This is a genomic window from Consotaella aegiceratis (assembly GCF_036541425.1).
GTDB classification, from domain to species: Bacteria; Pseudomonadota; Alphaproteobacteria; order Rhizobiales; family Rhizobiaceae; genus Consotaella; species Consotaella aegiceratis.
On record NZ_JAZHFT010000002.1, the window covers coordinates 273062 to 294989 of the forward strand.

21 protein-coding genes and 1 pseudogene are annotated in these 21928 nt (G+C 63.0%); all 22 read left to right on the forward strand.

The window, feature by feature from the left end; genetic code table 11:
• The first annotated feature begins 68 nt into the window (after window positions 1–68).
• The 22 genes and pseudogenes from SMD10_RS02830 (at window position 69) to SMD10_RS02935 (ending at window position 21921) form a co-directional block, all read left to right on the forward strand.
• On the forward strand, window positions 69–407 hold the full coding sequence (locus SMD10_RS02830; protein WP_331684121.1) for a cupin domain-containing protein: 339 nt from the start codon (window positions 69–71) through the stop codon (window positions 405–407).
• Window positions 407–802 carry a cupin domain-containing protein gene (locus SMD10_RS02835; protein ID WP_331684122.1) on the forward strand — a complete coding sequence of 132 codons (396 nt, stop codon included), beginning with the start codon at window positions 407–409 and terminating at the stop codon, window positions 800–802. The genes SMD10_RS02830 and SMD10_RS02835 overlap by 1 nt, the downstream gene beginning before the upstream one ends.
• Complete coding sequence (locus SMD10_RS02840) at window positions 802–1650, forward strand: nitrilase-related carbon-nitrogen hydrolase (RefSeq protein ID WP_331684123.1); 849 nt, start codon at window positions 802–804, stop codon at window positions 1648–1650. Before SMD10_RS02835 ends, SMD10_RS02840 begins: the two co-directional genes overlap by 1 nt.
• A gap of 54 nt (window positions 1651–1704) precedes the next feature.
• Complete coding sequence (locus SMD10_RS02845; protein ID WP_331684124.1) at window positions 1705–2313, forward strand: SRPBCC family protein; 609 nt, start codon at window positions 1705–1707, stop codon at window positions 2311–2313.
• Window positions 2314–2589: 276 nt separating this feature from the next.
• Window positions 2590–3438 carry a cyclase family protein gene (locus SMD10_RS02850; protein ID WP_331684125.1) on the forward strand — a complete coding sequence of 283 codons (849 nt, stop codon included), beginning with the start codon at window positions 2590–2592 and terminating at the stop codon, window positions 3436–3438.
• Window positions 3439–3469: 31 nt separating this feature from the next.
• Window positions 3470–4012 carry a carboxymuconolactone decarboxylase family protein gene (locus tag SMD10_RS02855; protein WP_331684126.1) on the forward strand — a complete coding sequence of 181 codons (543 nt, stop codon included), beginning with the start codon at window positions 3470–3472 and terminating at the stop codon, window positions 4010–4012.
• Window positions 4013–4071: 59 nt separating this feature from the next.
• Window positions 4072–5304: an ABC transporter substrate-binding protein gene (locus tag SMD10_RS02860; RefSeq protein ID WP_331684127.1), complete on the forward strand. Its 1233-nt coding sequence runs from the start codon at window positions 4072–4074 to the stop codon at window positions 5302–5304.
• Between the two features lie 97 nt (window positions 5305–5401).
• Window positions 5402–6097, forward strand: a complete 696-nt coding sequence (locus SMD10_RS02865; protein WP_331684128.1) for a cysteine hydrolase family protein — start codon at window positions 5402–5404, stop codon at window positions 6095–6097.
• 29 nt (window positions 6098–6126) lie between these two features.
• On the forward strand, window positions 6127–6996 hold the full coding sequence (locus SMD10_RS02870; protein ID WP_331684129.1) for a carbohydrate ABC transporter permease: 870 nt from the start codon (window positions 6127–6129) through the stop codon (window positions 6994–6996).
• Window positions 6993–7898, forward strand: a complete 906-nt coding sequence (locus SMD10_RS02875) for a carbohydrate ABC transporter permease (protein ID WP_331684130.1) — start codon at window positions 6993–6995, stop codon at window positions 7896–7898. Before SMD10_RS02870 ends, SMD10_RS02875 begins: the two co-directional genes overlap by 4 nt.
• Before the next feature lie 3 nt (window positions 7899–7901).
• Window positions 7902–8984, forward strand: a complete 1083-nt coding sequence (locus SMD10_RS02880) for an ABC transporter ATP-binding protein (protein ID WP_331684131.1) — start codon at window positions 7902–7904, stop codon at window positions 8982–8984.
• Between the two features lie 13 nt (window positions 8985–8997).
• Window positions 8998–11319: a beta-glucosidase gene (locus SMD10_RS02885; RefSeq protein WP_331684132.1), complete on the forward strand. Its 2322-nt coding sequence runs from the start codon at window positions 8998–9000 to the stop codon at window positions 11317–11319.
• Window positions 11320–11349: 30 nt separating this feature from the next.
• Complete coding sequence (locus SMD10_RS02890) at window positions 11350–12345, forward strand: molybdopterin-binding protein (protein WP_331684133.1); 996 nt, start codon at window positions 11350–11352, stop codon at window positions 12343–12345.
• A gap of 142 nt (window positions 12346–12487) precedes the next feature.
• Window positions 12488–13279: pseudogene (locus tag SMD10_RS02895) on the forward strand (IS5 family transposase); the annotation flags it as partial.
• Window positions 13280–13511: 232 nt separating this feature from the next.
• Window positions 13512–14039, forward strand: a complete 528-nt coding sequence (locus SMD10_RS02900) for a histidine kinase dimerization/phospho-acceptor domain-containing protein (RefSeq protein ID WP_331684134.1) — start codon at window positions 13512–13514, stop codon at window positions 14037–14039.
• 40 nt (window positions 14040–14079) lie between these two features.
• Entirely contained in the window at window positions 14080–14754 is a 675-nt protein-coding gene (locus tag SMD10_RS02905) for an ATP-binding protein (RefSeq protein WP_331684135.1), read from the forward strand.
• Between the two features lie 208 nt (window positions 14755–14962).
• Window positions 14963–15376 carry a GFA family protein gene (locus SMD10_RS02910; RefSeq protein ID WP_331684136.1) on the forward strand — a complete coding sequence of 138 codons (414 nt, stop codon included), beginning with the start codon at window positions 14963–14965 and terminating at the stop codon, window positions 15374–15376.
• 167 nt (window positions 15377–15543) lie between these two features.
• Window positions 15544–16140 (forward strand): ANTAR domain-containing response regulator, encoded by a 597-nt coding sequence (locus tag SMD10_RS02915; protein WP_331684137.1) that lies wholly within the window; start codon window positions 15544–15546, stop codon window positions 16138–16140.
• Window positions 16137–17264, forward strand: a complete 1128-nt coding sequence (locus SMD10_RS02920; protein WP_331684138.1) for a CmpA/NrtA family ABC transporter substrate-binding protein — start codon at window positions 16137–16139, stop codon at window positions 17262–17264. The genes SMD10_RS02915 and SMD10_RS02920 overlap by 4 nt, the downstream gene beginning before the upstream one ends.
• A gap of 332 nt (window positions 17265–17596) precedes the next feature.
• Window positions 17597–18982, forward strand: a complete 1386-nt coding sequence (locus SMD10_RS02925; protein ID WP_432757161.1) for a CmpA/NrtA family ABC transporter substrate-binding protein — start codon at window positions 17597–17599, stop codon at window positions 18980–18982.
• Between the two features lie 90 nt (window positions 18983–19072).
• Complete coding sequence (locus SMD10_RS02930; RefSeq protein ID WP_331684139.1) at window positions 19073–20167, forward strand: ABC transporter permease; 1095 nt, start codon at window positions 19073–19075, stop codon at window positions 20165–20167.
• A gap of 8 nt (window positions 20168–20175) precedes the next feature.
• Complete coding sequence (locus tag SMD10_RS02935) at window positions 20176–21921, forward strand: ABC transporter ATP-binding protein (RefSeq protein WP_331684193.1); 1746 nt, start codon at window positions 20176–20178, stop codon at window positions 21919–21921.
• Window positions 21922–21928 lie beyond the last annotated feature (7 nt).

Below are 21928 nucleotides of genomic sequence, written 5' to 3' on the forward strand. Positions count from 1 at the left end.
TCATGACGTCCCAGGATACATCGAAAGTTCGCGTGATTGACAGTGCGCAGCCATGTCCGGAAATAGCCTTGGTTGAAGGGGACGGCAACGCAAGGGTGGTCCTTTGGCCGGGCAATGGCGGGCGTTTTCGCAGCTTTCAGGTCATCACTATGAAAGACGGAGCGGCAACAGTGGAGCTTCAGCATGCCACGGATTGCGTCTACTACGCTGTTAGCGGCAATGGCGACGTGGTCGATCTGACGACCGGCGAGCGGCAAGCCCTGGTCGAGGGCGCGATGGTTCATATCGATGCCGGTGACCGCTATCGGATCGATGCTGGCGATGCCGGGATCGAGGTTTTGGGCGGGCCGTGCCCGCCGGATGAAGCGTTCTATGCCGCGTTCGGCGTCGAGGTGGAGTCGGCATAATGGCGATCCGCATCTTTCATCGCGACAAGCCCTCGATCCGGCTTCCTCTTATTTCCAAGGACGCGCGCTTCGTCATCTGGCCGGGCGTCGGCGCCTGGCACGCCAATATGAACTATGTCGTGCTCGAACCCGGTGAGGCCAACGTGCCGCATATTCACACCGAGTCGGAGGATTCGATCTTCATCCTCGAGGGGGAGGGCACGGTCGACGATCTGACGCACGACATCTCCGTCCCGTTCAAGGCCGGTTGCGTCGTGCATGTTCCCGTCGGTGTGAAGCATGCGGTAAAGGCAGACCAGGGAGTGCGGGTCGTCAGTGTCGGAGGACCGGCGCCGGCGGATGTGACGCTGCTGAAGGCGGCGGGAGCTTTGCCTGCGGACGCAGAGCCCAGCTGATGGCCGTCGCCCTGGCCGTCGTCCAGATGAACGCTGCGCTCTACGACGGCGGAGCGAACCGGCGGCGCTCTCTGGATTTCGTCGACGAGGCGGCCTCGGCCGGCGCCCGGTTGGTGGTTCTGCCTGAGCTGGCGATCAGCGGCTACGGGCTCGATGCAGATGGCTTGCGCGCCGCGGCCGAGCCGCTCGATGGACCGACCCTGGCCGCCTGGAGCAAGAGCGCGCGCCGGCACCAACTCTGGATCACCGGCGGATTTTGCGAAGCCGACGGCGACCGTCTTTACAATTCCGTGATGCTGGTGGGACCCGACGGCCTAGTCGGTCATTACCGCAAGTTGCATCTCTTCGACAGGGAGAAGACGGTTTTCGCGCCGGGCGACATGGGGCTGGCGGTTCACGATACGCCGATCGGCCGCATTGGTCTGTGCGTGTGCTACGATCTTCGCTTCGTGGAGGTGGCGCGCGTCCTGGCCCTTCAGGACGCGCATGTCGTTGCCGTTCCGACCGCTTGGGTCGGGGGCTTCGACCGCAATCCCTATGATTCCGGCGGCTTCATCGCCCAGGCCCGAGGCGCCGTTCTGCAAGCGAACCTCAACCAGGTCTATATGGCCTGTGCCTCGCAGTGCGCGAACGCTGGCCGTATCCGCTTCCTGGGATCCTCACTTGTCGCAGACCCCTTTGGCGACATGCTTCTCGAACCGATGCCCCGCGACAAAGAGGGGATCGGCCTCGCGCTGATCGATCCCGAGGTGGCGTACCGCGCTCGCGCCCGATCCGAGTTGATCCGCCCCAGGGATGATCGGCGTACCGATGTCTACGGCATCGCATTCCAAGGACGCTGCCTCTGAGCGGAGCACTGGCCGCCGCGAGCAACCACGAATGTCCAGCAAAAGGACTGACGCATGAAACTCCACCAGGAATTCGAACTCCAGAACCCGATCGACGAGGTTTGGAGCTTCTTTCACGACATTCCGACGATGGCCGCCTGTCTTCCGGGCGCGAACTATCTCGGCCCGAAAGAGGATGGCGGCCATCGCGGCAAGATATCATCCAAGGTGGGGCCGTTTCAGACCAACTTCGAAGGGGAAGCCGCCGTCAAATATGACGATGCCGCAAAGACGATCGCGCTGGAGGGCAAGGGCGTGGACCGCAAGGGCGGCAGCCGTGGAAAAATGACGATGAACTGCCAGCTGGAGAGCCTCGGCGCGGCGACTAAGGTGACCGTCGACTCCGACGTCCAGCTCTCAGGGGCGATCGCCCAGTTCGGTCGGACGGGCCTGATCAGCGAAATCGCTAATGTCCTCGTTCAGGACTTCGTGCGCAATGCCGAAGCCGAGATGGACCGCGGAAAGCGGGCGCGGGCGACGCCTGATGCCTCTGCCGATCAGACCGATTCGATGTCTTCGGTGCCGCCTCCGGTCCGGTCGGCCAACAAGCCGATCAGCGGGCTGTCCCTGCTGTTTCTGTCGATCAAGGGGCTGATACGCTCGGTGTTCGGCAAGAAGGCGTAGGCGGGCCGTTCGAGGTCGCCGCCGACGCACGGCTGACGTGGCGGTCTCTCGGCATCGCGATCGCCCCGCTCACAGCAGAAATTTTGATAAAGATAAAACTTTATGCCGTTGCCTTGACTAGATAGCTCTTTTGGCGGGCGAATATGCCTAAATTTTCGGCGCTACAGCGATTGAGGCAAAAAGCCTGTTTTAATGTCATTAAAAATGAGCTAGCACTAGAACATTCGCTGAGGGCCGGCATCGAGCCCAGCGGCGTGTCTGTCTAGAGGATCCAGCATGAAAATCGTCGATCTGACTCATTTGATGAACGTGCATACGCCTGGATGGGTCGGCTATGCCGGGAACAAGATGTACTACGCGCAAAATCTGCAGACCAAGCAGATCGTCGCGCAGCGGATCGATACGGCGCTTCACACCGGCACTCATATCGATGGTGCGATGCACGGAACCGACGGAATGGGCGACATGGCCTCATATCCGATGGACTTTCTCGTCGGTCCCGGTGCGGTCGTTGATGTTTCCGAGCACATGGACGATTGGGCCGTGATCACGCCGGAGATGATCGAGGCTGCGCCCGTCGAGGTCAAGGAGGGGGACATCCTGATCCTTCACACGGGATGGCACCGCTATTGGGAAGGCCAGCCGCAGCAGGACCTCGTTCGATATTTCTGCATGCATCCGGGAGGCAAGATCGAGCTTCTGGAGTGGATGCTCGAGAAAAAGATCAAGTGGTTCGGAATCGACGCGGGATCCGGCGATCATGCGATGAACACGTCGATCCGGCATATGCGCCCGGACCTTGCCAAGCGTTTCGAAAAAAAGGTCGGCATGACCTGCGACGAGTTTTTCGGCGACTATTCGTACACCCACAAGAAGTCGGGCCGCGAGGTCGAGGAGAGCATCTTTCCGTTCCACGCCTATGCTTTCCAAGAAGGGCTGATCCACGCCGAGAACGTCGGCGGCGATATCGAGCTGATGCTGAACAAAAGGGCGGTCATCGGCGCCTTCCCTTGGCGCTACGAGGGCCTTGAAGCCTCACCCTGCCGTATTCTGTGCTTCGAGGGCATGGATGAGAACGTCGAAGCGATCGGCGACGCGGCCAAGGCGATTTTCCGCCGAAGCTGAGAGCGATGACAGTAGCCCCTGGGAGTCGACGATGCTGATCGGAGCGCGCGATGTCACTGCAATGACACAGGAGCAGGTCGGCGTCTATCGAGCGATCGCGTCGGGGCCGCGCGGCGATGTGCCCTATCCGTTCCTGGCTATGCTGGACGCGCCGCATCTGGCCGACGCCATCCAGCAGGTCGGCGCTGCCATCCGATATGGCGGCGAGATTACCGATGAACTGCGGGAGATCGCGATCCTTGCGACGGCGGCGGCTTTCGGGTCCGGCTACGAATGGGATTATCATGCCGCGATCGCGCGGCGGCTCGGCATGAGCGAGGAGCGGATCGCGGCCTGCTCTTCCGCCGAGGTGGATGAGGTCGAGGCGGCCGACCGCGCGATCATTCGGCTTTGCCGGGCGGCCGTTCTGGAGCGGCGGGTTCCGCCCCGCCTTCTTGAGGATCTTGTGGCCGCCGTGGGCCGCAAGGTCGCGAGCGAGGTCGTCGCGATCTCCGGTTACTATCCGCTGCTTGCCCTTTTTCTGGCGGCCGGCGAACTGGACCATTCCATTGATGCCGACCGGCCGAGGGGCTGATCGGAACGACACTCGAGCACTATCAGGGAATCTTCCCCGTCGAAAAAGGGAAAGCCGCGATGAAATCGATGAAAGTCCTTGCAATCACCGCTTTGACGATGGCTGCCCTCGAAGGGACCGCCGCCGCGCAAAGCGCCGACGTCCTGCACTACTGGACCAGCGGCAGCGAGGCCAAAGCCCTGGGCGCCATCGCCCGGGCCTATGAAGAACAGGGCGGTGAATGGGTCGACAGCGCCGTCGCCGATTTCGACACCGAACGCTCCGTGGCGATGAATCGCTTCGCCGGCGGCAATCCGCCGACCGCGATGCTGACCGAACTCGGCCAGCAGGTGGTACAGATGAGTGAGGCCGGGCTTCTGCGCGACATCAGCGCCTTGGCGGAGGACGGTGATTGGAAGAGCGTCCTGCCACCGGCTGTCGTCGAAGCCGTCACGGTCGACGGCAAGTTCACGGCGATCCCGGTGGATATCGGTGGGCGCAACTGGATGTACTATTCACCGAAGGTCCTGTCGGACGCCGGCGTCGAGGTGCCGACGACATGGGACGAGTTCCTCGCCGCGGCCGAGAAGATCAAGGCGGCCGGCTACATCCCGCTCGCGCTGGGCGGTCAGAGCTGGCAGGAAGCGCTGTTGTTCAGCTCCGTGATGGCTGGCGTTGGCGGCAACGACTTCTTCAAGAAGGTCTATGAGGAAGGCGACGCCGAAGCGGCTCGCGGGCCGGAGATGGTCAAGGTCTTCGAGACCTATCGCAAGCTTGGCGCGTATGTCGACGAAGGCAGCCCAGGGCGTGCCTGGAACGATGCCACCAATCTGGTGATCACCGATCAGGCTGCCGCCATCGTCATGGGCGACTGGGCAAAGGGCGAATTCGCCAATGCCGGCCTCGAGCCGGGCGAGGGCTTCGGCTGCGTCCTGGCACCGGGCACCCAGCATTTCTACGACATCATCGTCGATGCCTTTGCGTTTCCGAAAGTTTCTGAGGATGCGCAGGCCGCGCAGGATAAGCTGGCCAAGGTCATGATGGACCCTGCGGTCCAGGTGGACTTCAACCGCATCAAGGGGTCTCTGCCACCACGCCTCGACGCCGACGTCAGCACTCTGGATTCCTGCGCGGTCAAGGGGCAGGAGGTTCTGGCCGCCGACGACACCTATGTTCCGAGCATCAACAGCCAGCCCAACAACGACGTCGCAGGACAACTCGAGGATATCGTCAGCGAATTCTGGAACACGCCCGATATGAGCGCGCAAGACGCCGCCGAGCGGTACGGTGACGTGCTCGAGTCGGCGCAATAGCACCTGTAATCCGACTCCGCCCTTTGCTTGACGGCTCGGCCCCGATCCCTTCGCTCGCGCCGAGCCGTTGTACCTGATAGCCGAACCAGGAGGGATCATGATGATCGACGCCTATGTCTATGGCGAAAAGCGTGCGATTCCGGACACCTTCACCGAGTTCGTCGCCTTGACCAACACCGCCGTCGTCTCCATTGACATGCACCAGGGGCATCTGTCCGACAGGCCGGATTGTCCATGCCCGGCGCCCCGCGCTCGCGCCATCATCGAGCCGGTGAACGCCTTTCATCGCGCCTGCCGCGAACGCGGCGTGCCGATCATCCACGTGCGAAGCGTCGTGCGGCGCAACGGCGAGGACGATCTGAAAGGCACGCCCGCCGCCTGGCGCTATTTCGTGCCCTTGCATGGCGATCCCATTCCCGGGATCGATCAGCATGCCATCGAAGGCAGCCCATGGACCGAGTTCGCCACGGAAGTGCTGGACGGTGACTTGATCGTCGAGACCAAGAAACGCTTGTCGCCGTTCTATCCCACGGACCTCGATTTTCTCCTGCGCAACATGCGGATCAAACGTGTCGTCTTCAATGGCGGCATGACCGACTGCTGCGTCCTCAACGCGACCTTCGACGCCTCCAATCTTGGCTACCGAGTGGTCGTGGTGGCCGATCTGGTGCGTGGCTCGAACCCGGAGATGGAGGACGCGGCGCTCAAGATGATGTCGCTGCACACTGCCTTGGTGATGGACAGCGCGGACATTCTCGCGGCGTGGCGGAGTGCCGCCGCGGACGCTGCCTGAGCCAGTCGCGCGAAGACGAGGACAAGCCGATGCGGTTGACCAGCATGGCCACTGCCAAGATCACCATCCTTCCCATGGTGGTTTCGGCCGGCGTCTGCTTTTACGGCACGCTGATCTGGACGGGCTACGTCTCGTTTACACCCTCGACGATGATCCCGAACTACAGGTTCGCGGGCCTGGAGGAATATGAGCGTCTGCTTTCGACGTCTCGCTGGTGGGTGGCCGTTACCAACATGGCGATCCTCGGTGTGGTCGGCATTGCCGCCTCACTGATCTTCGGCACGCTGCTGGCCATCCTCATCGACCAGAAGGTCAAAGGGGAAGGCCTCTTCCGCACCGCGTTTCTTTATCCGCAGGCGATGTCCTTCATCGTCACTGGGCTTGCCTGGCAGTGGTTCTTCAATCCCCAGATGGGATTGCAGTCCTTCGTCCGCGGTCTTGGCTATGAGAGTTTTCAGTTCGACTGGATCGTCGATCGCGACTATGCAATCTACACGATCGTCATTGCGCTGATATGGCACTCGTCCGGTCTCGTCATGGCGTTGATGCTGGCGGGGCTTCGGGGGATCGATTCGGAGATCTGGCGCGCCATCCGCATCGAAGGCATTCCGAAGTGGCGAGCTTATCTCAGCATCATATTGCCGATGCTTCGACCGATGATCGTCACCAACATCGTCTTTCTCGCGATCGCGGTGGTCAAAAGCTACGATCTGGTGATCGCGATGACGGGTGGCGGGCCGGGCAACGCGACCGATGTGCCCGGTAAGTTCGTCGTCGATTATGCCTTCGGGCGGGCCAATATTGGCTTGGCTTCGGCCGGTGCAATCTTCATGCTGTTGGCCGTCGCCGTCCTTCTGGCGCCCTATTTCTACTTCGAATTCGGGCGGAAGCAGTCGTGAGCGACACAGCCGCACCCAAAAGCTTCGCCTTTGTCAGGGCCGCGCGATGGCGCCGTCTTTCTGCCGGGCGCATCGGGCTCTACGCGTTCCTCATCATTTCGGTCTTGTTCTTTTCCATTCCGCTGCTGATCGTACTGTCGACGTCCTTGAAGCCGATGGAAGAAATTCGGCAGGGCAGCATTTTCGCCTTGCCCCATTCGCTCGATTTTTCCGCCTGGCGCATCGCTTGGTCGTCGGCCTGCACGGGGCTGGAGTGCGGCGGCATCCGCGTCGGCTTCTTCAATTCGGTGAAGATCCTGGTGCCGAGCGTGATCCTGTCGATCTTTATCGGAGCGTTGAACGGCTATGCGCTCGCGCAATGGCGCTTCAAGAGGGCTGACGCGATCATGTTGGCACTGATGATTGGCGCCTTCATCCCCTATCAGGTAATCCTCTACCCTCTGGTCAAGATATTCAGCACCATTGGGCTCTACGCCACTCTTCCCGGTATCGTCGCCATCCACATCATCTTCGGTCTGCCATTCATGGTGCTGATCTTTCGCAATTTCTACGCCACACTTCCGCCCGATCTGCTCAAGGCTGCGCGGGTGGACGGCGCCGGATTCTTTCGAATATTCTTCTACATAATGCTTCCGATGTCGAAGAACATCATGATCGTGGCGTTGATCATCCAATTCACTTACATCTGGAACGACTATCTTCTGGGGCTGATCTTCGCGGGCCATCCCAATCTGCCGATGACGGTGCAGCTCAACAATCTCGTGGCCGCGTCCAAATCCGCGGTATCCTACAACGTCAACATGGCTGCGACGGTCCTGACGGCGATTCCGCCGCTTCTCGTCTATCTCATTTCGGGGCGGTACTTCGTCCGCGGAATCGCCTCCGGCGCTGTGAAAGGGTGATCCTTGTCTCTGGATATCTCCATCTCCCAGTTGAACAAGTCCTTCGGGCCGTCGCACGTTCTGCAGGACATCGATCTCGATGTCGCTCCTGGCGGCTTCACGGTTCTGCTGGGGCCGTCCGGATGCGGGAAGTCGACGCTGCTCGCGGCGATCGCCGGCCTGGAGGAGATCGATAGCGGCACGATCCGGATCGGCGGACACGACGTCACTATGCTGCAGCCCGACCAGCGCGGGATCGCGATGGTGTTCCAGTCCTACGCCCTCTATCCGACGATGACGGTGCGCAAGAATCTGTCGTTCGGCCTCAAGATCGCCAGCGTGCCGAAGCCGGAGGTGGAAACGCGCCTACAATGGGCCTCCGACATGCTGCAGCTGACCGCTTTGATGGACCGTAAGCCGAGCCAGCTGTCCGGCGGTCAGCGCCAGCGGGTCGCCATCGGACGCGCCCTGGTGCGCCAGTCGCAGGTCTTTCTGTTTGACGAGCCGTTGTCGAATCTCGACGCCAAGCTGCGCGCCGAGATGCGCGTCGAGATCAAGGAACTGCACAAGCGGCTGGGCTCCACCATCGTCTACGTCACCCATGATCAGGTCGAGGCGATGACCTTGGCCTCCAAAATCGCGGTGATGAACGGCGGCCGGATCGAACAATACGCCGAGCCGGAAACCCTCTACGAATACCCCCAGACGTTGTTCATCGCTGGCTTCGTCGGCTCGCCCGCCATGAACTTTCTTCCGGCCACCCTGACGCGGCGCAGCGATTGCTGGGCCGCGGAGGTCGGCGGCGTCAATCTTCCTCTCGATGCCTACCGTTTCAAGCGGCCGACGTCCGAGACGAACGTCATTCTGGGTATCCGCCCGGAGGATGTCGTCCTGGGCGATCCGCAGGCACCGAACGCCGTCTCCGCCGACTTCCTGTTCGCCGAGCCGATGGGAGCGGATACGCTTGCCTGGTTCGATCTGGCGAACACGCGCGTGTCCATGCGCATGCCGCCCGCCGCCGCCCGAACGCTGTCCGGGCGCTGCTCCCTGGTTTTCGACCTGGACAAGCTTTCCTTGTTTTCCAAACGGACTTCGATGCGGCTCTAGCCGAAGGACCACCATGACAGAACTGTTCAACGGGCGTTCGATCGTAGAGACGGTCGATGCGATGACCCTGGACGAGAAGGCGGAGCTGCTGTCCGGACGCGGCATGTGGCGCTCCCAGGAGATCGCCCGCCTGGGGGTTCCCTCGATCGTCATGACCGACGGCACCTATGGCGTGCGCTATTCGATCGACCAGATCGACGAGGACAACGGCGAGCTGGACATGGCTGCCTTTCTCGACATCGTCAACCGGACGGCGCGCGGCATGGAGGAGGCCTTCGGTCGGACGAAGCCCGCCACCTGCTTTCCCAACGGCTCGACCCTGGGCTGCTCGTTCGACGTCGACCTAGCCTACGAGATCGGCGCCGCGCTCGCCGCCGAATGCCAGGAATACGGCGTCAACCTGCTCTTGGGCCCCGGCATCAACATTCGCCGGACGCCGCTCGCCGGACGCTCTTACGAATATTATTCCGAAGATCCGGTGGTGAGCGGTGACTTCGCTGCCGGACTTATCCGCGGCTTGCAGGACAACGGCGTCGGGGCCAGTCTCAAGCATTTCGCCTGCAACAATTCCGAGATCGAGCGGACCACGATGGACAGCGTGGTGGAGGAGCGGGCGCTGCGCGAGATCTATCTCCTCGGCTTCGAGCGGGCGATCGAACGGTCAGACCCGTGGGCGGTGATGAGCTCCTATAACGTCCTGAACGGTGTCCAGGCGTCGCATAACGAATGGCTGCTGACCGACGTCCTGCGCCGGGAATGGGGCTATGGCGGCCTCGTCGTCTCAGACTGGCACGGCATCAAGGACCGGCCCGCCTCACTTCGCGCCGGCAACGACCTTGACATGCCCGAAAGCGGCGCCCGTAAGGCGGTTCTGCGTGCGGCGATGGAGTCGTCATCGCTCTCGTCCGGGACGGTCGACGCCGCCTGCCGCCGGGTCCTGGACCTCGTCGCAAGGGCCAAGGCCGGGGAACGCGGCGGCAAGACCGATCTCGACGCCCACCACGAATTGGCGCGCCGCGCCGCGTTGGAATCGATCGTCCTCTTGAAGAACGAGCAGGCGTTGCCGCTCGGCAAGGGGCGGCTTCTTGTCGTCGGCGAAGGTGCGAAGTCGCCGATCGTCCAGGGCTCAGGCAGCGCAACCACAAATCCGCACCTGATCGACAATCCTTTCGAGGAAATCGTCCGCTGTGCCGGAGACGACGGCCGCGTCGACTTCTGCGCCGGCTGGCCCGCGTTTGAAGGAGATGGCGGGGCCTTGAAGGACGAGGCCCTTTCCCGAGCCTGCGATGCGGACGCGGTCGTCGTCTTCGCCAACAGCGTGGTCGGCGAGGACGGCGAGGGCGCCGATCGAAAGGACTTGAATCTGGCTGCCGGCCAGGACGAGCTCATCGCGGCGCTGAGCAAAGTCTGCCGGCGCATCGTCGTCGTGCTCGCCACCCCCGATGCGGTTCTCATGCCGTGGCTCGGGGATGTCGCAGCCGTCGTTCAGACGTTCTTCGGCGGCCAGGGCGTCGGTTGGGCCGTGGCGCGGATTCTGTTCGGAAAGGCCAACCCTTGCGGCAAGCTGTCGGCGACCTTTCCCAAACGGCTCGAGGACGTGCCGGGTTATCTGACCTATCCGGGAGAGAACGGCCGGCATCTTTATGCCGAAGGCATCTATGTCGGCTATCGCGGCTACGACAAGCGAGATATCGAGCCGCTGTTCCCCTTCGGCTTCGGGCTCAGCTACACGACGTTTACCTATAGCGGATTGAGGCTGGACCGCAGTGCCGTCAGGGGCTCGGAAGCTGTCACGGTCTCGTTTCAGGTGACGAATGCCGGCTCCGTCGCCGGCAAGGAGATCTGCCAGCTCTATCTGCGTCCCATCAATCCGCGGCTAGCGCGTCCGCCACGCGAACTGAAGGGCTTTGCCAAAGTCGCTCTCGAGCCCGGCGAAACGAAAACTGTCAGAATCACGGTCGCCCCCCGCGACTTCCGCTACTACGATCCAGCCCATTGCGACTGGGTGCTGGATGACAGCTGGATCGCTGTGGAGATCGGTGCCTCCTCGCGCGATATTCGCCTGTCCGCTGAAATCGAGGTCGAGGCTTCGATGGTGCGCCGCCGCAAGCTGACGCTCGAAACACAGCCGCGCTTCATCCTCGAAAATCCCGACGCAAAGGCAGCGTTCTGCCGCTACTTCGAAAAGAAATTCGATGTCTCGGCAACCGACGCCGAAAAGATGCTCGAATACACATCGACATCGTTTTTCGGCATCTACACGACGATTAATTATTTCTTCAAGAAAAACATTTCCGAAGGCGAGATACAGGCCGTGATCGACAGCATCGCCTGAACGGCTGAGGCAAGCTTGGGACAAATAGCCATGAAGTTCGGTCCTGTCCCGACGTTACAGGCGGAAGGTACGATCCTCGCCCATGCCGTCTGTCTTCCGGATATGAAATTGACCAAAGGTCGGCAGTTGCGTTCGTCGGACGTGGCCGCCCTCGCGCGGGCCGGTCTTGACGAAGTCGTCGTTGCGCGTCTCGAAGCCAGCGACGTCGGTGAAGACGAGGCGGCCGTACGCGCGGCCCGGCGCCTTGCCGGCCCCGGTGTCGTCGCCGGTCCGGCGCGCGGCGGCCGGGTCGATCTGCGCGCCCGGACACACGGAGTTCTGGTGATCGACCGAACGGCCGTGGACAGGCTCAACGCGATCGATGAGAGCCTCACCGTCGCGACGCTGCCGGCCTATGAAACGGTCACCGAAAACCAGATCGTCGCGACGATCAAGGTGATCCCCCTGGCCGTCGGCGAGCCGGCCATCGCGGCCTGGGAAGCAGCGGCTATCCCATTGGAAGTGAGGCCGTTCACACGTCATCGAGTGTCCCTTGTCCAGACGATTCTGGCCGGCGCGAACGAAGCGCTTCTTTCCAAGACCCGCGACGTGACGGCCCGGCGGCTCGACGCCTTGGGAAGCACGCTCGTGGATGAGGTCAGAACCGAACATCGGACGCTTGCCGTGCTGCAGATCCTCGCCAGGCGCGCGGAAGCGAAAGATGACGTCATTCTCCTGTGCGGTGCCTCTTCGATCATCGATCGCAACGATGTCATTCCGGCCGCCCTTGTCGCGGCGGGCGGCGATATCGACTGGTTCGGGATGCCGGTTTTTCCAGGCAATCTGCTTCTGCTCGGCCATATCGGCGCAATCAAGATCGTCGGATTGCCGGGCTGCGCTCGCTCGCCCAGGCTGAATGGCATCGACTTGGTGCTGCGGCGACTGTTCGCCGGGTTGCCGGTCGGCGCTACAGAGATTCAATCGATGGGTGTAGGCGGGCTTCTTGGCGATCCACATCGGCCGGGGTCTGCCACCGAATGGGGGTAACGGACGTTTGGCTATCCGGTTGGCTGGCCGATGAACGGCGTGCGCTCTCCGGATTTGTTCGCACCGGCTTCAGAGAACCACGGCCGTCGATACCCGGCGAGAGGCGTGTCCATCGTCAGAACATTTGGCGTAGATTGGGTCGCAGGCGGAGTTCATGATCCAGGACCGGCTGTCGTTCATGCGGTTTCTCGGCCTTGGGCTCGCCGACACGGTGCCGGACGCCAAGACGATCTGGCTGTTCCGCGAGCACCTGGCGCAGGCCGGCGCGATCCGGAACCTGTTTACCCACTTCGACAAGCATCTGGCCAAGGCCGGCTATCTGGCGATGGGCGGTCAGATCTCCGGGTCAAGCCCGAGGACCTCCGCGACGATCGTCGCGGCGCCCAAGCAGCGCAATACCGAGGAGGAGAAGGCGGCGATCAAGGCCGGCGAGGTGCCGGAAGGCTGGAAGGACAAGCCCGCCAAGCTGCGCCAGAAAGACCGGGATGCCCGCTGGACGGTGAAGTTCTCCAAGGCCAAGCCAGCGGAGGACGGCAAGAAGAAGGTCGACATCGCGGTTCCGACCTTCGGCTACAAGAGCCACGCCTCGATCGACCGGCGGCATGGCTTCATCCGCGGCTTTACGGTCACCAGCGCGGCGGCCTACGACGGTGCGCAGCTCTGCGAAGTTCTCGATCGCTCGAACACCGGCTCGACGGTGTGGGCTGACACGGCCTACCGATCCGCCAAGAACGAGGCGTGGCTGGTCAGGAACGGCTACGTCTCCAACATCCACCGCAAGAAGCCGGCGGGGCGGCCGATGAGCGAGCGAACGGCTCGCGCCAATGGCCGGCGATCGAAGGTGCGCTCGGCGGTCGAGCATGTCTTCGCCCGGCAGAAAGGGCCGATGGGCCTGTTCGTGCGCACCATCGGCATCGTGCGCGCCGAGGCGAAGGCTTGTGCTCGGGCTTGACCCGAGTATCGGCATGGCGAACCTCGTCCACAATCTCACCCGCTTCGTCTGGCATCAGGGCGAGGTGCGCCCGCATGGCCGGCACAATGGCTACCGATACCCTGCTGTAGCTCTGGTCCGGACCAAAAGCAGAACGCAGACATCGATCAGGCACAGATCCGCCCGCCATCACCGATGCCATTGCCTTCGACGCCCAAAACGCCGGTTCTTCGAGGTGGCCAGTTACGACTTTCCCGATTCCACCGAGATGTTTGGCGAGTTGTTCGGACGCTCGACGGCAACGACGACGGTCAAGCTGACGGCGAACAACTCGGTGAACATCGTCTTGCGGGAACATTTGAGCAGGCTGACGACGCTGCTTTCCATGGTGGGCGGAATCCTGACGATCGGATTGATCTCAGGCGGCCTGATCGTCGTCTACATGACCAAACAGCGTGCTTCCGGCAAACGTCTACGCACCGCGCTGGATCAGGCCCAGCAGGCAAACGAAGCAAAATCGATCTTCCTGGCCAACATGAGCCACGAAGTGCGCACGCCGTTGAACGGCGTGCTGGGCATGGCCGAGCTCCTTCTGACGCGCACACAACTCGACGAGACACAGAGGCGCTTCGCCGAACAGATCAAGTCGTCGGGAACGACTCTCCTGGCCATTCTCAACGACATTCTCGACATTTCCAAGCTCGAGAGCGGCCAACTTTCGATCGATCCGATCCGCACCAATCTGCCCGAGTTGATGAGCTGACATCGTATCGTTCTACGCGGGGACGGCTCAGCACAAGGGATTGCAACTGCTTCTGGACCTCGATCCCGACCTGCCGGAATTCGTGGAGATCGATCCGACGCGCCTGCGTCAGATCGTCGGCAATCTTGTCTCCAATGCGCTGAAGTTCACGAAGGATGGCGAGGTAGTGGCTACCGCCTCTGTCCGCCAGTATGACGACGCCGAGCAGCGCGGCATCGTCGAATTCTCAGTCAAGGACAGTGGCATCAGCATTTCCGATCAGGCGATCGGCAAGCTGTTTTCGCGTTTCATCCACGCGAAAGGCAGCACGACGCGATTTTACGGTGGAACCGGACTGGGTCTCTCCATCTGTAAGGAACTCTGCGAGTTGATGGGAGGCACGATCGGCGTGGTCAGCGAAGAAGGCCATGGCTCGACGTTCACCTTCTCGCTTCCGATGCCCGTTCTGAGGCCCGCCCGCTCCGGGGATGGCAGTCCACTCAAGGCGGTGGTCATCACTGCATCCCCGACATTGAAGCGGATCGTGAGCAAAGGGCTGGAAGCGCGAAAAGTCGCGTGTACCTGGTTCGAGCCCACGATCACCCTCGCCAAGGCACTGGAAGCGGAGATCTCCAAAGCCGAGCGTTTTGATGTGATCGTCGTCGACCAAGGCAAGCACATCAGCGAATGCGTCGAAATAAAGCGCCTCGTAAAGACCATACCGGGCGGCAGGTAGCGCGACCCGGCAGAACCCCGCGCAACCGGGACGGAGGGAGGTGGCGGCCTCGGCACCGAGTGCGCCGCTCGACACTCGCGCATGCCGATGGCAATGATCTTCCAGGGCCGGTCGACGAGCTTGTTTCAGGCTTGATATGCCTGCTTCGGGCTGCTTCTTACGTCCCACGACGGGCGATGGTCCGGCCGGGATTCGCTGGGGAGCCATGATGAAGAAGACCTATCACGGGAGCTGCCACTGCAAGGCGGTGACGTTCGAGGCCGACATCGATCTCGACGCCGGCACCGGCAAGTGCAACTGCACCTTCTGCCGCAAGCAGCGGATGTGGAAGGCCGACAGGATCGAGCCCGGCGAGTTTCGCCTGCTGTCCGGCGAGGAGGCGCTGGGCGACTACGGAAAGTCCGGCGCGTGGGGCGAGAGTCATCACCGCTTCTGCACCCGCTGCGGGATCGCCACCCACAGCCACGGCCGCTTGGATCACGTCGGCGGCGAATTCGTGGTCGTCCAGGTCGCGGCGCTCGACGATCTTGCGGTGGAAGTGCTTCTCGCCGCACCGCTGCGATATGCCGACGGCCTGCACGACAACTGGCAGAATCCGCCCGACGAGACACGCTATCTCTAGGACGATGCAGGCGCTGACCCTGGAACGCTACCACTGAGCGGTGGAATGCGGCGACCGGTAGGCGGAAATTCGGCAGAGGCCGCTTGTGCGCGTGACGTCCGGCCCGCGGAGGTCGGCCAAAGAATAATGCATTGCAGCATCGCGCCTGACCTGTGCAGTATGATGCCATGAGCCCAACAACGCTGTCGATTCTGGTCGTCGATGAAAACCGGGCGCGTGCGGCCATCATCGAGGAGGGCCTGCGCGAGGCGGGGCATCAGCAGGTCGATCTCATCACCGAGATGAAGGGACTCGTGCGGGAAATCGAACGCATCAATCCCGACGTCATCGTCGTCAATCTGGAAAACCCCAACCGGGATCGCCTCGAACACTTCTTTCAGGTCTCGCGGTCGGTGCAGCGGCCCGTGGCCATGTTCGTCGACCGATCCGACGCGGCCTCGATCGAGGCGGCCATCGCCGCCGGCGTCTCGGCCTATGTGGTAGACGGCATGAAGAAGGAACGCATCAAGCCGATCCTCGACATGGCGATCTCCCGTTTCAACGCCTATCGCAGCCTGACGCAGGAGCTGGAAGAGGCCCGCAATGAACTGGAGGCGCGCAAGGTCATCGACCGCGCCAAGGGAATCCTGATGAAGCTGAAGGGGCTCGACGAGCCCAGTGCCTACAAGCTCTTGCGCAAGACCGCGATGAACGAAAACCGCCGCATCGTCGATATCGCGCGCAGTCTGATCACGGCGCAGTCGCTGCTGGGAGAGGACGGATGAAACCGATCGAGATTCGCGCCGGCTACATTCCGCTGCTCGACTGCGCCCTGCTCGTCGTGGCGGCGGAACAGGGGTTCGCCGCCGAGGAGGGATTGGAGCTTCGACTGGTCCGCGAAACCTCGTGGGCGAATATCCGAGACCGCATGGGCGTCGGTCATTTCGACGTGGCGCATATGCTGGCGCCGATGCCGATTGCCGCGACCCTTGGGTTGGCTCCCCTGCCTACGCCGATGCTGGCACCCATCGCGCTTGGTCGCGGCGGCAACACGGTGACGGTCAGCACCGGCCTGTTTCGCGAGATGAGGGAGCAAGGCTTCGACCGCGAAGGTCCGCGGGAGGCCGGCGCATCCCTCAGACACGTGATCGCGGCGCGTCGGGCCGGCGGTGGAGATCTCCTGCGGTTCGGCGTGGTCCATCCCCATTCGAGCCACAACTACGACCTGCGCTATTGGCTGGCAGCCTCGGGAATCGATCCCGCCACCGAAATCGAAATCACCGTGATCCCGCCGCCGTTCATGGCCGATGCTCTGGCTGCCGGTCATATCGACGGATTCTGCGCCGGCGAGCCTTGGGGTACGGTGGCGGTGGCGGCCGGCGCCGGGCGCATCGTCACCACGAAGGCCGAAATCTGGCCCCGCAGTCCCGAGAAGGTGCTGGGCGTTTCCGAGCGGTTCGCCGCAGAACACCCCGATGCCGTTGCAGGTCTGGTGCGGGCTCTCGCCCATGCGGCAAGCTGGTGCGATGAGCCGGCCAACCATCCTGTGCTGATCGACCTGCTGGGCGCGGCGAGCCGTCTCGACGTCGATGCGAGCCTGCTGCGGCCGGCTCTGACCGGCGATCTGATGATCGAGCCCGATCGGGTGCGGCATGTGGAGGAGTTCGTGGTGTTCGGGCGCCACGGAGCCAACCGGCCGGAGCCGCGACACGCCGGCTGGCTGTTTTCTCAGATGGCGCGGTGGGGCGACGCGACGATGTCGGACGACAGCCGACGGCGTGCCATTGCCGTCTTTCGGCCCGACATCTTCGAGTCCGCCCTCCAGAAAAGTCCGATCGCCTCGCTCTTGGCGGCGCCGATCGCGCCGGCGCAAGACCCAGGCGAACCCGACGACCTGTTTGATCGATAGATGGTCAATTTGCTGCCTTTGAGGGCACTCTTCGCAGTTCACCGAACAAGCGGCTGCACACAAAATAAACAGATATCGGACATGTGCAAAATCGCTTCATTTCGCGCTTGCGAGACGGTTTTGGAACGGTTATGAAAACCTACCGGCGGGTTGAAAAACTCGTCGCATAGCCAAGACGGCTAGAGATTTCGGCGTCCAACGGCGGGCGCTTCGGCAAGGCTGCCGACCTTGAGCGAGCATGCAGCGTTTCAGCGCGTGCGCGAGGTCGGGCAGCCTTTTTCATTTTCAAACCATCGGCACGCGGGCGCCTGGCGCCTGCCAGGGGAACGGCTATGCACCACCGGACCATCCATGCCCTGTCGCGGCGCTCCATGCTCAAATTCGCTTCGGCCGCGCTCGCCCTTTTCGCCGCCGCGCCGGCCTCGGCCGACATGGTGTTTCCCGAAAAGGACGAGCTGAAATTCGGCTTCATCAAGCTGACCGACATGGCGCCGCTCGCCATCGCCAAGGAGAAGCACTTCTTCGAGGACGAAGGCCTCTACGTGACGCTGGAGCCGCAGGCCAACTGGAAGGTGCTGCTCGACCGGGTCATCACCGGCGAACTCGACGGCGCCCACATGCTGGCCGGCCAGCCGCTGGCCGCAACCATCGGCTACGGCACCAAGGCCCATATCGTCACGCCCTTTTCCATGGACCTCAACGGCAACGGCATCACCGTGTCGAACACGGTCTGGGCCGAGATGAAGAAGAGCCTGAAGACGGACGCCGACGGCAAGATCGAGCATCCGATTTCGGCGGCCGCCTTAAAGCCGGTGGTCGACGCCTACAAGGCTGAAGGAAAGCCCTTCAACATGGGCATGGTGTTCCCGGTCTCGACCCACAATTACGAGCTGCGCTACTGGCTTGCCGCCGGCGGCCTCAATCCCGGCTACTATTCGCCCTCCGACACCTCCGGCCAGATCAAGGCCGACGTCCTCCTTTCGGTGACGCCGCCGCCGCAGATGCCGGCCACTCTCGAAGCCGGCACGATCCAGGGCTATTGCGTCGGCGAACCCTGGAACCAGCAGGCCGTGTTCAAGGGGATCGGCGTGCCGGTCATCACCGATTACGAGATCTGGAAGGACAATCCCGAAAAGGTCTTCGGCATGACGGCGACCTTCGTCGAGGAGAACCCGAACACCGCGGTCGCCGTCACCAAGGCGCTGATCCGCGCCGGCAAGTGGCTGGACGCCAGTCCTGAAAACCGCAAGGAAGCGGTCGAGATCCTGTCGCGACCCGAATATGTCGGCGCCGACGCCGAGGTCATCGCCAATTCGATGACCGGCACCTTCGAATACGAAAAGGGCGATAAGCGCGAGGCGCCGGACTTCAACGTCTTTTTCAAGAAGTTCGCGACCTACCCCTATTATTCCGACGCCATCTGGTACCTCACCCAGATGCGCCGCTGGGGCCAGATCGCCGAGGAAAAGCCCGACAGCTGGTATGCCGAGACCGCCGCTTCGGTCTATCGCCCGGACATCTACAAGAAGGCCGCCGAGTCGCTGATCGACGACGGCGAGATCGAGGCGTCCGAGGTGCCGGAGACCGACGGCTACAAGCCGGCAACCGCTGCCTTCATCGACGGCGTCGAATATGACGGCCGCAAGCCCAACGCCTATCTCGAACAGTTCAAGATCGGCCTCAAGGGCAGCGAAGACGTCGCCAGCCTCTCCAACTGACGCAACTCCGCGCGTGCCGCCGCCCTCGAGCGGGTCACGCCCTGCCCTTCTCCGTCTCCCAGCCCCAAGCCCCAGGAGAGCCTTCGCGCCATGAGCACGGCATCCGATTTCATGGGACACGAGCTGTCCGCCGAAGAACGCCGCACCCTGAAGCGTGAAAAGCGCATGATGCGGATCACGCGCGCCACCGGCCCTTTGACCGCGATTGGTCTCGGCTGGTTCGTGCCGATCATGAAGATCGCCGCCGGCGACGACCGGCGCTCCAACATGAAGGCGCTCTGGCAGGGCCTGGCGGTGCCGCTGATCGGCATCCTTGCCTTCCTTGCGGTGTGGGCCGCCCTTGCCCCGCAGGTTCAGACCTCGCTCGGCACGGTGCCGGGCCCAGTCGAGGTCTGGGGCCAGGTTGAGAGCCTCTACGCCGACTATCAGCACGGCCGCGAGGACCGCGCCGACTTCTATGCGCGCCAGGAGGCGCGCAACCAGAAGCTCGCCGCCGCCGGCCATGCCGACCGGGTGAAGGTGCGCGACTACACCGGCGCGCCCACCTATCCCGAGCAGATTGTCACCAGCCTGAAAACCGTCTTCCTCGGCTTCCTGCTCGCGACGATCATCGCGGTGCCGCTCGGTATCGCCTGCGGCCTCTCGGCCACGGTCAACGGCGCGCTCAATCCGCTGATCCAGATCTTCAAGCCGGTCTCGCCGCTCGCCTGGCTGCCGATCGTCACGATGATCGTCTCGGCGCTCTATGTGAACGCCTCGGACGCCGTGCCGAAGTCGATGGTGGTCTCGGCGATCACCGTGACGTTGTGCTCGCTGTGGCCGACGCTGATCAACACGGCGCTGGGCGTCGCCTCGATCGACAAGGACCTCGTCAATGTCGGCAAGGTGCTGCAGCTGTCCACCGCCAAGACGATCACCAAACTGGTGCTGCCCTCGGCGATGCCGCTGATCTTCACCGGCCTGCGCCTGTCGCTGGGTGTCGGCTGGATGGTGCTGATCGCCGCCGAAATGCTCGCCCAGAACCCCGGCCTCGGCAAGTTCGTCTGGGACGAGTTCCAGAACGGTTCCTCTGCCTCGCTCGCCCGCATCATCGTTGCGGTGATCACCATCGGCATCGTCGGTTTCGTCCTCGACCGCCTCATGGCCGCCCTGCAGGCCGCCTTCACCTACTCTTCGACGCGATAGGAGGGCCGATCGTGAGCACGCCCATCATCGAATTGAAATCGGTCGCCAAGGGTTATGGCGAGAGCGAGAACCGCGCCCAGATCCTCGAAGGCGTCGACCTTAATGTCGCCGAAGGCGAGTTCGTCGCGATCGTCGGCTTCTCCGGCTCCGGCAAGACGACGCTGATCTCGCTGATCGCCGGCCTCGTTCAGGCCGACCAGGGCGAGGTTCTGATGCGCGGCCAGCCGATCACCGGCCCCGGACCCGAGCGCGGCCTCGTCTTCCAGTCCTATTCGCTGATGCCCTGGCTCACGGTGCGCGGCAACATCGCGCTCGCCGTCGATTCCGTGTTCGCCAAGGAAGCCAAGGCAAGCCGCAAGGCCCGAGTCGAGAAGTATATCGAGATGGTCGGCCTGTCGCACGCCGCCGACCGACGGCCGGCCGAGCTGTCCGGCGGCATGCGCCAGCGCGTCTCCGTCGCCCGGGCGCTTGCCATGAGCCCGGAGATCCTGCTTCTCGACGAGCCGCTGTCGGCGCTCGACGCGCTGACCCGCGCGAAACTTCAGGACGAGTTCGCGGCGATCAGCCAGGTCGAGAAGAAGACCATCATCCTGATCACCAACGACGTCGACGAGGCGATCCTTCTCGCTGACCGCATCATTCCGCTCGATCCCGGCCCGCGCGCCAAGCTGGGGCCCTCCTTCTCCGTCGACCTGCCGCATCCGCGCGTGCGTTCGGAGATGAACACCAACGAGGCCTTCAAGCGCCTGCGCCGCGACGTCACCACCTATCTGATGGAGCGCGGTCGCCATGCCGCGACCGAGGCCGGCGAGGCCAAGGCGCTGCCGAACGTGGTGCCGATCACCCAGGCGCCGCAGAAGGGCCCGGCGCCCGACCTGCCGGCGGCCTATCGCAAGGCGGCCCATTCGCCGATCGAGCGGGGATATCTGGAATTCTCCGAGGTCCGAAAGACCTATCCGACGCCGAAAGGCCCGCTCACCGTCGTCGACGGCTTCGACCTGAAGATGGAAAAGGGCGAGTTCATCACCCTCATCGGCCATTCGGGCTGCGGCAAGTCGACGGTGCTGTCGATGGCGGCCGGCCTCAACGACATCTCGTCGGGCGGCATCATCCTCGACGGCAAGGAAGTGCACGGCGCCGGACCCGACCGCGCCGTCGTCTTCCAGGCGCCCTCGCTGATGCCCTGGCTGACGGCACGCGAGAACGTCGCGTTGGGCGTCGACCGGGTCTATCCCACCGCCTCGTCGGGCGAGCGGCGCGACATCGTCGAGCATTATCTGCATCGCGTCGGTCTGGCGGACGCCATGCACCGCAAGGCGGCCGATCTGTCCAACGGCATGAAGCAGCGCGTCGGCATCGCCCGCGCCTTCGCCCTGTCGCCGAAGCTTCTGCTTCTCGACGAGCCGTTCGGCATGCTCGATTCGCTGACCCGCTGGGAGCTGCAGGACGTTCTGATGGACGTCTGGAAGCGCACCCAGGTGACGGCTGTCTGCGTCACCCACGACGTCGACGAGGCGATCCTCCTCGCCGACCGCGTGGTGATGATGACCAATGGGCCGATGGCCAAGATCGGCAAGGTCATGAAAGTCGACCTGCCGCGCCCGCGCACCCGCAAGGCGCTGCTCGAACATCCCGACTACTACCTCTACCGCGAACAGCTCCTGAGCTTCCTGGAAGAGTACGAAAAGGGCGCCCACGGCTCGGAGCCGAGCGCCGCTCCCGCAAAATCCGAGACGAAGAGAGAGGCAGCATGAGCGCTGT